General features: G+C 50.4%; 9 protein-coding genes. 4 read left to right on the forward strand and 5 right to left on the reverse strand.

What is annotated here, in order from left to right; all coding sequences use genetic code 11:
* The first annotated feature begins 130 nt into the window (after positions 1-130).
* The gene (gene cdaA, locus BUB16_RS03120) at positions 131-949 is read left to right on the forward strand and encodes a diadenylate cyclase CdaA (RefSeq protein WP_073059384.1); all 819 of its coding nucleotides are present in this window, start codon (positions 131-133) and stop codon (positions 947-949) included.
* Here cdaA and BUB16_RS03125 read toward each other — a convergent pair.
* The 4 genes from BUB16_RS03125 to BUB16_RS03140 all read right to left on the reverse strand — a co-directional run bounded on the left by BUB16_RS03125 (position 946) and on the right by BUB16_RS03140 (position 7,340).
* Positions 946-1,893, reverse strand: a complete 948-nt coding sequence (locus BUB16_RS03125) for a patatin-like phospholipase family protein (protein ID WP_073059385.1) — start codon at positions 1,891-1,893, stop codon at positions 946-948. The two genes, cdaA and BUB16_RS03125, sit on opposite strands and share 4 nt — an antisense overlap.
* 12 nt (positions 1,894-1,905) lie before the next feature.
* The gene (gene meaB / locus BUB16_RS03130; RefSeq protein WP_073059386.1) at positions 1,906-2,991 is read right to left on the reverse strand and encodes a methylmalonyl Co-A mutase-associated GTPase MeaB; all 1,086 of its coding nucleotides are present in this window, start codon (positions 2,989-2,991) and stop codon (positions 1,906-1,908) included.
* A gap of 132 nt (positions 2,992-3,123) precedes the next feature.
* Entirely contained in the window at positions 3,124-5,262 is a 2,139-nt protein-coding gene (scpA, locus tag BUB16_RS03135; RefSeq protein WP_084088000.1) for a methylmalonyl-CoA mutase, read from the reverse strand.
* Between the two features lie 62 nt (positions 5,263-5,324).
* Positions 5,325-7,340: a methylmalonyl-CoA mutase family protein gene (locus tag BUB16_RS03140; protein ID WP_073059387.1), complete on the reverse strand. Its 2,016-nt coding sequence runs from the start codon at positions 7,338-7,340 to the stop codon at positions 5,325-5,327.
* A 366-nt stretch (positions 7,341-7,706) separates the two neighbouring features.
* Here BUB16_RS03140 and BUB16_RS03145 point away from each other — a divergent pair, with 366 nt between their 5' ends.
* From BUB16_RS03145 to BUB16_RS03155, 3 genes are all read left to right on the forward strand, one after another.
* Positions 7,707-8,870, forward strand: coding sequence for an acyl-CoA dehydrogenase (locus BUB16_RS03145; RefSeq protein ID WP_073059897.1), 1,164 nt, complete (start codon positions 7,707-7,709; stop codon positions 8,868-8,870).
* Positions 8,871-9,376: 506 nt separating this feature from the next.
* A complete protein-coding gene (locus BUB16_RS03150) occupies positions 9,377-10,306 on the forward strand; it encodes a PAS domain-containing protein (RefSeq protein WP_073059388.1) in 930 nt (309 codons plus the stop codon).
* Between the two features lie 191 nt (positions 10,307-10,497).
* Positions 10,498-10,941: a SufE family protein gene (locus BUB16_RS03155; protein ID WP_073059389.1), complete on the forward strand. Its 444-nt coding sequence runs from the start codon at positions 10,498-10,500 to the stop codon at positions 10,939-10,941.
* A gap of 93 nt (positions 10,942-11,034) precedes the next feature.
* Here BUB16_RS03155 and BUB16_RS03160 read toward each other — a convergent pair whose 3' ends face one another.
* A complete protein-coding gene (locus BUB16_RS03160) occupies positions 11,035-11,244 on the reverse strand; it encodes a cold-shock protein (RefSeq protein ID WP_073059899.1) in 210 nt (69 codons plus the stop codon).
* Positions 11,245-11,297 lie beyond the last annotated feature (53 nt).

The following is an 11,297-nucleotide window of genomic DNA, read 5'->3' on the forward strand; positions in this document are numbered from 1 at the left end:
GGCCTCTGAAATTTTTGAACGCTTATAATATTTGTTATTCATTGCATAGCAATATGTTACAAACTTTTATAACATGCTATGCTTCATAAGACCCTTATTAAAAGAATATTCAGTTAAACGAGGTACCTCCTTGATACCCATTGGATTCTTAGAATTCGGACTTAAGGATTTTATTGAAGTCCTTATCATCACCATGGTATTATTCTACCTTTACCGGTGGATACGGGGGACCTTTGCCATTCAGGCCGCGGTGGGACTCGTTTTTATTATCATCATTAATGCGGCGGTCAGTGCACTGGGGCTTAGTACCATTAATTTTATACTGCGCGGTATTCTGGATGTCGGGGTCCTGGCAGTGTTTATTATTTTTCAGCCCGAAATCCGAAAGCTTCTGTACCGGTTGGGACAGAATACCAATCTCGACCGTTTTTTTGTTCGCTCAAATCCCGATACGGTTATTGACGAAGTCATTGATGCGGTACGCAGTATGTCGCGTTCCCAAACCGGGGCCCTTATCGTGTTTGCCCGCTCCTCTTCGCTGCAGGATTTGGTGGATGTCGGTATAAAACTGGATGCCCGGGTGAATAGTGAACTGTTGCAGACGATTTTTAAAAAGTCGACCCCCCTGCACGACGGTGCCGTCGTGATTCGAAATAACCGGATTGTAGCCGCCAGCTGTTATCTTCCCATATCGCAAAATCAAAATATATCATCGGTGTTTGGTACCCGTCACCGTGCTGCCGTGGGCATTACCGAGACTAATAATGTATTCGTAGTGGTGGTATCGGAAGAGACGGGGCGTATTTCTATTGCACAGAATGGGTCGCTGACCAGCGGATTGACGATCCAGAAATTAAGGAGTGAGATGCAGGAAGCTCTGGGCGACCAGGATATAGATAAAGATAATGTTGCCTTCTCTTCAGCCAAGTCGGAGCTGAATATAAATTAAAATGTTATTTCATTATTGGCACCCGAGCGCTTTAACACCTCCCTCGCACGCTGCTGTCCCCTGTCATACCGGTCTTGTAATACTCCTTCCCCAAAATCGAGTGAATCGCCAAGGATTTGAGTGGGAGCCACAATCGTGGCGTTAATATGCCTATAGAGCGTGTTGTCAGGTTTTTTGAGGGTGACCCCCTGCCGGCTGGCCTGCCCGACAAGGCGGTTGATTTGCACGAAACGCTGGATGTCTTCAATAAAAATCTCATCCAGCATCACATCAATAGACCTTTTGCCGATTTGCAGGATGTCATTCACTTCGGCTTCCTCCTGACGGCCGTCAAGAGGCTTCGTGGGGAGAATGACAATTTCATCGGGATTATAGGGCAATACCTGGGCAATAGGGGAAATGTGACGGATTCCCCCGTCTACCAGCGTCTGATCATAAAAATCCACGGGCTCGAACTGGAACGGAATGGCAGAAGAAGCCAAAATACGCAGGATATCATCTTCATCGATCCGGTGTCCCTCCCGCCGGATCGTCGCGTTTACATAATGCCCGCTTTCAAGGGGCACGAAGCCAAAATGAAAAGGTATTCGAACTTCCTTGCCGAAAAGGTGGTTGGAGAGCAGTCGTTTCAGGGGAGTAAGGTTATTGAGTCCCCTCGGGGGATCTGCGATCCCTATTTTGTACAACACAAACTGCTTGATAACTTCTCCGAGCGAATGGCTGCGCAGGATATCTTCTTTTCTGATCGTCCTCCAGAGTTTTTGGAGTTCCGTAAACTGGCGGGTGGCTATCATTGCACCGTTCAATGCGCCCACGCTTACCCCGCTTACCACATCAAATTCATACCCCCGTTCGCAGAAAATATCAAGAACTCCGACTTGGAACGCCCCCTTGGCACCTCCGCCTGAGAGCACCAGCGCTATTTTCCTGTTTTGTTCAGCCATTGGAATATATAGTCATTTAAAATAGGCATCTAATAACTGTTGAGCAGCCCGAAAGGAGCTTAGCTTTCCTTCCAGTACTTTCTGTTCAATAGTCGGTTGCCGTTGCTTAACTTCGGGATGCTGGAAAAAGTGCTCGTTGAGATGCGTTTCTATCGTATCGTACATCCAGTGCCGGGCCTGCCGGTTGCGCTTTATCTCAAAGTAGCCGTTCTCCCGGGTCAGTTTGATATACTCCCGGATGAGCTTCCATATATCGTCTATGCCTTCCCCGGTTTGCGCCGAGCAGGTTACGACGTTCGGTTTCCAGCCCGATGCCGCTTCCGGGTACAGGTGAAGAGCATTTTTGTATTCCCTCACGGCTTGCCGCACCGCTTTTCCCCCCGCCTCGTCAATTTTGTTAATTGCTATGGCATCGGCCATCTCCATGATACCCCGCTTGATTCCCTGTAGCTCATCACCGGCTCCGGCCAGCATCAGCAGGAGGAAAAAGTCCACCATTGAATGGACGGCCGTTTCAGACTGACCTACGCCGACCGTCTCAATAAAGATGGTATTGTAGCCGGCCGCCTCGCAAAGGTAGATGGTCTCGCGCGTTTTGCGGGCGACGCCGCCCAGCGATCCCCGGGTGGGAGAGGGACGGATATAGGCCCGGTCGCTGTTGGCCAGCGTTTCCATACGGGTTTTGTCACCGAGGATACTCCCTTTGCTGCGCGTACTGCTCGGGTCTATGGCCAGCACCGCCAGTCGATGTCCCTTCTTAATGATGCGATTGCCGAGGGTTTCAATAAAAGTGCTTTTACCCACGCCCGGTACGCCGGTGATACCGATACGAATGCTGTTCCCGCTGTCGGGCAGGCATTGGCCGATAATATCCTGTGCCAATGCACGATGCCCGGGCTTCGTGCTCTCAATGAGGGTAATCGCTCGGCTTAGCATAGCTCTGTTACCGTTTCGAATGCCTTTTACGTACTCGTTGGCGGACAGCGGTTCCTTTCTCCGGTTAAATTGTGTTCGGCTGTTCGGGTTGATGGAGGTCTTCCCGTTCGTACCGTCGCCGGCCGGGGAGGAAGAGTCGTTATGTTGGTCTGATTGTGACACGGGACAAGTCTGTTCAAGTTATACCTAAAAGTTATATCGCATAGCACGGACCGGAAAACACAGGGGAGCGCCGGGAGGGGCTCTGTGCTTTCCCTGTGAAGCATGGTGAAACAGGTTGAAAAAAGGAGAATCTTACTTCCCCCCGCTTTCTATCAAAATTTCCAGAATCTGCCGGGCGGCTTTGGAAATGACAGTGCCGGGACCGAAAATACCGACTACGCCTTTCTCATAGAGAAACTCATAATCCTGCTGGGGGATAACGCCCCCTACAATGACCATGATGTCGCTGCGTCCCCGTTTTTCAAGTTCATCCATGACCTGGGGCACAAGTGTTTTGTGTCCCCCCGCCAGGCTGGATACTCCCAGAATATGCACGTCATTTTCAACCGCCTGACGTGCCGCCTCCTCCGGCGTCTGAAAGAGCGGACCGATATCCACATCAAAGCCTAAATCCGCAAAGCTGGTCGAGATGATCTTGGCCCCCCGGTCGTGGCCGTCCTGGCCCATCTTGGCAATCATTATACGGGGACGCCGTCCCTCCAGCTCGGCAAACCGGTCTGCCAGCTGCTGTGCCTTTTTAAAATTTTTATCGTCATCTATTTCTGAAGAGTACACGCCGGATATTGATCTTACAGTTGCTTTATAACGCCCGAACACTTTTTCCATCGCGTCAGAAATTTCACCCAGAGACGCGCGCTTCCGGGCAGCCGTTACCGCCGCATCGAGCAGGTTGCCGTCACCGGATTCCGCTACGTTTGTGATGCGGCGCAATGCCGATTGCACCTCCTCTTCATTGCGCTCCTCACGCAATTGTTCAAGGCGTCTGAGCTGGGTGGTTCGGACTTTCGCGTTGTCTACCTCAAGAATATCAATCGGTTCTTCTTTGTCAAGGGTATATTTGTTTACCCCCACAATGGTATCTTTGGCTGAGTCAATACGCGCCTGCTTCCTGGCGGAGGCTTCTTCAATGCGCATTTTTGGGAGACCTGTTTCAATCGCTTTGGCCATGCCTCCCAGTTCCTCCACTTCCTCGATGAGCTCCCAGGCGCGTCGGGCAATACGATCCGTCAGGTATTCCACATAATAGGAGCCGGCCCAGGGGTCGACGGCCTTTGTGATTCCCGTTTCTTCCTGGAGATAAATCTGGGTGTTGCGCGCAATGCGGGCCGTGAAATCCGTGGGGAGCGCGATAGCCTCGTCCAGCGCATTGGTGTGCAGCGATTGGGTGTGTCCCAGCGCGGCGGCCATGGCTTCGATGGTCGTCCGTGCCACGTTATTATAGGGGTCCTGCTCGGTAAGACTCCACCCGGAGGTCTGGCAGTGGGTGCGCAGGGACATCGACTTGGGATCTTGCGGGTCAAACTGTTTGACCAGCTTGGCCCACAGCATACGTCCGGCGCGCATTTTGGCGATCTCCATAAAGTGGTTCATCCCGATAGCCCAGAAGAATGAGATACGGGGAGCAAACTCATCAATATCCAGCCCCGCTTCCAGCCCCGTGCGCAGGTATTCGAGTCCGTCTGCCAGCGTATAGGCCAGCTCCAGGTCGCAGGTGGCGCCCGCCTCCTGCATATGATAGCCCGAGACCGAAATAGAGTTAAATCTGGGCATATGCTCGGAGGTGTACTCGAAAATATCCCCGATAATCCGCATGGACGGTCCGGGGGGATATATATAGGTGTTGCGCACCATAAATTCTTTGAGAATATCGTTTTGGATCGTCCCGCTGAGCTGTTCCCTGGCGACGCCCTGTTCTTCCGCCGTAACGATGTAAAAGGCCATAATGGGAATGACCGCCCCGTTCATCGTCATGGATACCGACATTTGATCCAGCGGGATCTGGTCGAACAATACCTTCATGTCAAGTAGGGAATCGATTGCAACGCCCGCTTTCCCCACATCGCCCGTTACCCGTGAATGATCGGAATCGTAGCCGCGGTGCGTCGCCAGGTCAAAGGCCACGGAAAGGCCTTTTTGTCCCTGTGCCAGGTTTCGCCGGTAAAAAGCGTTGGATTCCTCGGCGGTCGAGAAGCCTGCGTATTGACGGATGGTCCAGGGACGAACGGCATACATCGTTGCATAGGGACCGCGAAGGAAAGGCGGGATACCGGCCGCATAGTCGAGATGTTCCAGCTCACCGATATCCGATGCATCGAACCGGCCCTTTACCGGGATCTGTTCCGGGGTCGCCCATGTCTCTCCGTTATCCCCGGTATCAGTATCAGGAGAAAAGACTGGGCTAAAATTGATGTCAGAAAAGTCCGGTCTCATAGGTCAATGAAAAGTTACGAAATGAAAAATTAAAAATGGGCAATCTATAATTCATTTTTCATTTACACATTGTTAATTATGTCGAGTTTTTGCTGGACCTCTTTCAGCGTTTCCAGCACGTTACACCCTGAATGGATGAAGAGATCCACGCCCGCCTTCCGGTAGGCTTCCACATCTTCTTCCGGGTAGCCGGCTACGGCGAGCAGGGGGAGATGGTCGGCTTCCCCAAGCTGTTTACAGAGGGCCGGTACCAGCTGCCTGTACTCTTTATCGGAGCTGCATAAAACGGCGATGTCCGGTTGTTCACGGTTAACTGCTTCTGACGCTTTTGAAATTGTGTCGAAAGCGATCGGATCGTCAATATCGTACCCCGCGCAGCCGAAGAAGTTCTTGCTGAAGGCCGAGCGCACTTTGCGCATGTTCGGATCTCCGACCGGCAGGTTGAGTACTTTGGGCGTGGCGGGGTGGTTTTCCGTCGCCAGTCGCAGCTCTTCGAACACCCGGGCGCCGCGGTAGGGGTGCAATAACGCAACTTTTTTGTCCGAACCCGAACGAAGCATCGAGGCGACATCGCCCAGGGTCGCTCCCCGCTCCAAAAAAGCAGCAAGGTTGCCCACGGAAGGGGATTGTCCCGATGGCCAGTTTCGATCGGATTGTTCCAGCGTAAAAGTTTGTGCTGATCGGCCCGGTTCGTCCCCCCGCTTCTCATCCGGGTCGGGATACTGGTTGGTCCCCACAAAAACCCGTTTCCGGCGGGCAACAGCCCGGTCTTTTTCTTGTCGCGATGAGGCGATTGACGACTGCACAAATTCGCTTTCGATGGCGTTGTACATGCCTCCCCGTTGTTCTATGTCCTGGAACAGCCGCCATGCCTTGCGGGCCATTGTATGACTCAGCTGTTCAATATAATAGGAACCGGCGGCGGGATCCCGGACCTTTCCCAGGTGTGCTTCCTCACGCATGATGATTTGCGCATTGCGGGCCATGCGTCGGGAGAACCGACCTGGCTCCCGGAAGAGTTCGTCAAAGGGGTGGATGGTCAGGGCATCACATCCGGCCAGGGCGGCGGACATCCCCTCGGTGGTTGTACGCAGCAGGTTGGTATGGGGATCATAGACCGTCTTGTTCCAGCGCGACGTTTCTGCATGGATGTAGGCGGGAGACTGCCCCGGGTCGCCTTCAAAAGCCTTGAGCAGGTTGCCCCACAGCAATCGCAGGGCCCGGATTTTGGCTATTTCTAAAAAGTAAGAGGATCCTGTGGCAACATTAAAGTGCAGCATCCCGGCTATATCATCGGGAGAGTAGCCGTTGTCGGTGAGTATGGCCAGGTATTCAGCAGCCACTCCCACCGCAAAGCCGAGCTCCTGGATGATCGTTGCCCCGCAGTTGTGATAGATTCGGGTATCTATGGCCAGGGGACGCACGCCCGGCATATGCTCGTGAGTAAAGGAAGCCAGCGGTAAAATCCGGTCCCGGAGCTCCGGGCGGGAGGGAAGGGAGCCCCGCAGCAGTCCCCCGGCAAAGAGGTCGAATAAGACGGAACCCTGCAGGTCCCGGGATGATGCCCCGAAATCGGATTTTTTCTGCCATAACCTGAGCATGCCCAGAAAAGCCGGGGAGAGGAGGCCCGCATCAAAATGAACGGGCGTCCGGTCCAGCGGGACCTCATTAAACAGCCGCATAAAATCGGACGCTGTTTGCAGGGGTATCCCATACCCGCAGAACGGTTCATCCCCGGGGGCGGACCTCAGTTTTGAGGTGATGAACAGGGCCTCGGATCCTCCCCGGAGTGCTTTCCGTATACTCTTGTTCGCTTTTTCGATCGTGGTTGCGGCTATCGACGAGCGTATCTCCCACCGGCCGGCCCCACTGGGTATCGGGATCGGCTGATCCCGTTTTTCCAGGTCCTCTCGCCGGTAAAAAGGCAGGGGATCAATACCTTCACCGGTATGCCAGCGAAGCTTCTCGCGATAATCAGCTCCGTTGAGATCCGTTTTTATCTTTTCCTCCCACTCCCGGGTCGACACAGGGGGAAACTCATCGAATAGGCCGGGATAGTCTGTTGATTCGTTTGCCATAACGTTATGCTTGCTTTGAGAAGTATTCAAAATAATGAGCTTATGGTTACTTTACTAATGAAATGAATTGAGAAAAGCGTTGTCCCGTGTTGCTTATACCGTCTGACTGGTGCATGACCAAGGCTGTTGTGGAGTTAAAAAAGTCTGTATGCTGCGCCGCCTGTTGTGTGCTATGTTCTCATTTGAAAGGTCTGTTCAATGGAGCAGGATGCCCCGGCACTCATTGGTGATTTTAGCATTGCCGCAAACAAATTCCCGGCTGAGAGTAGCGGGCTGGCGGAAGGAAATAGAATCCAACTTTTTAAAATGGAATGCCTATATTTATCTACCAACATCCGAATCGTCTTAATATCAGGAAAAAGTCTTATGAAACAAGCCATGGAAAGGACACCCGCATTAACTCAGCTTACAGAAGATGAAAAGATGCTTCAGGATGCTGCGAAAGATTTTGCCGAAAGCCAGATAAGGCCCAAAACACGGGCGATGGATGAGGACGCAGAATTGGATCCGGAGCTCGTACGGCAGTTTTTTGATATGGGACTTATGGGCATTGAAATTCCGGAAAAATACCGCGGCGGGGGTGGGACCTTCTTTATGTCCATCGTCGCTATAGAGCAAATTTCCCGGGTTGATGCATCCGTAGGTGTGTTTATGGATGTGCAGAACACGCTTGTTAACAATGCTTTCCTGAACTGGGCCAATGACGATATAAAGGAGCGGTATCTTCCTCAACTGGCTAATGACAAGGTGGGAGCCTACTGCCTGTCGGAGGCGGACTCGGGCAGTGATGCCTTTGCTCTCAAGACGACCGCCAGGGAAGAGGGGGATGAGTATGTGTTGAACGGATCAAAATTGTGGATTACCAATGCCAAAGAGGCCGATATTTTCCTTGTTTTTGCAAACACCAATCCCGATGCGGGCTATAAAGGAATCACTGCGTTTATTGTTGAACGTGAATTTGAGGGATTTTCTGTATCCAAAAAGGAAGATAAACTGGGAATCCGCGCCAGCTCAACGTGTGAAATTTTGCTTGAGAATTGCCATGTGCCGAAGAAAAATATATTAGGTGACGTCGGCAACGGCTATAAAGTGGCCATTGAAACCCTGAACGAGGGGCGGATTGGGATCGGGGCACAGATGGTGGGCATCGCACAGGGAGCACTGGATGCGGCGCTGGGATATACCCAGGAGCGTAAGCAGTTCAAAAAAAAGATTTCCGATTTCCAGGGTGTTCGTTTTCAGCTGGCCAGGATGGCAACGGATATCGAGACGGCCCGCCTGCTGGTCTATAACTCGGCAAGACTCAAAGAGAATGGCGAGCGTTTTTTAAAAGAAGCCGCGATGGCGAAATATCATGCTTCCGAGGTGGCGGAAAATGTGAGTTCGCTTGCTGTTGATCTCTTCGGGGGATACGGCTACGTAAAGGAATATCCTGTTGAAAAGTATTACCGGGATGCCAAAATAGGCAAAATATACGAAGGGACCTCCAATATGCAGCTCAACACCATTTCGAAACTGCTGTTGAAATAGCGGGAAATGAGATGCTTCCTGTGAGCCGTGAGTCTCACGATTGTATTACGGACAGATGTTCTTCAGGGGGATAATATTTGGCTGCTTATACTTGCAGTAGTGCTTTTTGAGAGAAAAAAGGGGGTTCCGGATAAAAAATACCAATTCATTTGGAATGATTTGCTTTAATATTTGTGTTGCATGTGAATGATATGGTACAACTGCATAGCAAACCACAGGTAGCCACTTAACCCGTATTTTTTACATATAGCAGGTGGGAACTGCCACAAGCTTATTAACAGTACTGCGTTATTGTTTTCTGCTTACGTTAAGGCAAAACCTAAGGTTGCACCCTGTAATAACAGCTATATTAAGCTGTGTGCTATGGTAAATTTCAAAATAATTACTGACTGGTTATGCATGCCTGGGGATCGCAGCGCACTTTTTTGTGGTTCGATATGCCCGCGATCAATGTTCCCGGTGAGAAATTCGGGGCACCCTTTCTAAATTAAAATAATACTTATCACATGGTACCAGACGACATAAATAAGCTGAAGAACTTTTGTAAGGACGAACAATCCTTTCAGGATCTAAAAGAAATCGTGACGACCTTAACAGATGAAAAAGAAGAAGCGGAGCGTCGTCTTTCTCTTCTGGAATCAGCTACCAGTGAGGGGTATGAGTCCATTATGATCACCGAGCTCAACCTGGAGGAACCGGGTCCCCGGATCGTCTATGTCAACGATGGGTTTTGTGCAATGACAGGCTATGCAAAGGAAGAAGTGATCGGCAAGACGCCACGAATCCTGCAGGGGCCGAAAACCGATCGGGAGGTGTTGGAACGACTCAAAGAGCGCTTGACGAAGGGACGTTGTTTTTTTGGTCAGACGGTCAACTATCGCAAAGACGGCAGCGAATTTATTAATCAGTGGGACATCCACCCGCTGACGGACGAGCAGGGCAATCCGACCCACTGGGTGTCGTACCAGCATGATATTACAAAGCGAAAACACGCCGAAAAGCAGTTTGTGGATACACAAATCGAGTTTGATGAGCTCCGGGAGCAAACCCACTGCACCATGATCGATGTGGATGCGGAAGGTAATATTATTTCTGCCAATAATGCCTTTCTCTCACTGACCGGCTATGAGAATGAGGAACTCAAAAAACATAAAGTGTGGGAGATATTTCCCAATAAATATAAAAATTCGCTGAAAGAACGCTTTGACGAGGCGGAGGAAGCCACGCGTTTAAACGGGAAGGAATTTAAGGGCATTATTAAACATAAATCCGGTATTCCCATCCAGGTGAAAGGAGTATCGCGCCTGCTCACCCTTAAGGACCAACAGGTGATACGGGCGGAGATTCAGAATATTTCATTTCAGAAAAAGGTAATGGATACCCTGCAGAAACACCAGCGCACCTTTGGCAGGAACGTTAACAATGATGCGAAATGAAAGGGCTCTCGCCTTCAGCTGCCCGAATGGTCCGGGATGATAGCGTTGAGATAACCCGCGTGATGAAATGAACTTCCCCGGGTATTCAGGAGCGTGAAATCCGGGTTAAAAGTTATCGACGGCCCCTTATATTCTCTCCATTTATTTGTATCTTGCAACTGCAACAGGGAATGTTTCTTTATCGAACTATTATGGCCGATATCCAAGATATACAGCAGCAAATCATAGACGAGTTTAATGCCCTCAGTGACTGGACCGAGCGATATAAGCATATTATAAAGCAGGGCCGGGATCTCGAGCCGCTGGATGAAAAGCATAAAGTGGATGAAAACCTGGTAAGAGGCTGCCAGTCACAGGTATGGCTGCACACCCGGCTTGAGAACGGGAAAGTTATTTTTGAGGCTGACAGCGACGCAGCAATTACCAAGGGACTGGTGGCGCTGATGGTACGTTTTTATTCCCATCAGACACCCGGCGATATTATATCCACGAATCCCACCTTCATTAAAAAAATCGGTATGCAGGAGCATCTTTCCCCGACACGCTCCAATGGTTTGGCATCGATGGTCAAGCAGATGAAAATTTACGCGATGGCTTATAAAACCAAAATGGCTGAACAGCCGACGGATGCGTAAACGGGAACTGGAATCCGGAAAGCGAATATCCGTTTATAAAAAAAGCACCATTAATAGAATGGTGCTTTTATATTATAAATTATAACCTGCCTGTCAAACAGGTATCACCTCTTGTGCCTGAAGACCTTTTTCTCCTTCCGCAACAGTGAATTCGACTTCCTGGCCTTCTTCTAATTTTTTATAGCCTTCCATCTCAATTTCACTGTAGTGAACGAAGATATCTTCGCCTTCTTCTCGAGTAATGAATCCATAGCCTTTGCCGTTATGGAACCACTTTACCGTACCTACTTCGCGTTCTGCCATTGTTAATTCTCCAAAAAATTTTACTTCTTGTGCTACTTTAATGTTCAAAACCC

Source organism: Fodinibius roseus, from assembly GCF_900129315.1.
GTDB classification, from domain to species: Bacteria; Bacteroidota; Rhodothermia; order Balneolales; family Balneolaceae; genus Fodinibius; species Fodinibius roseus.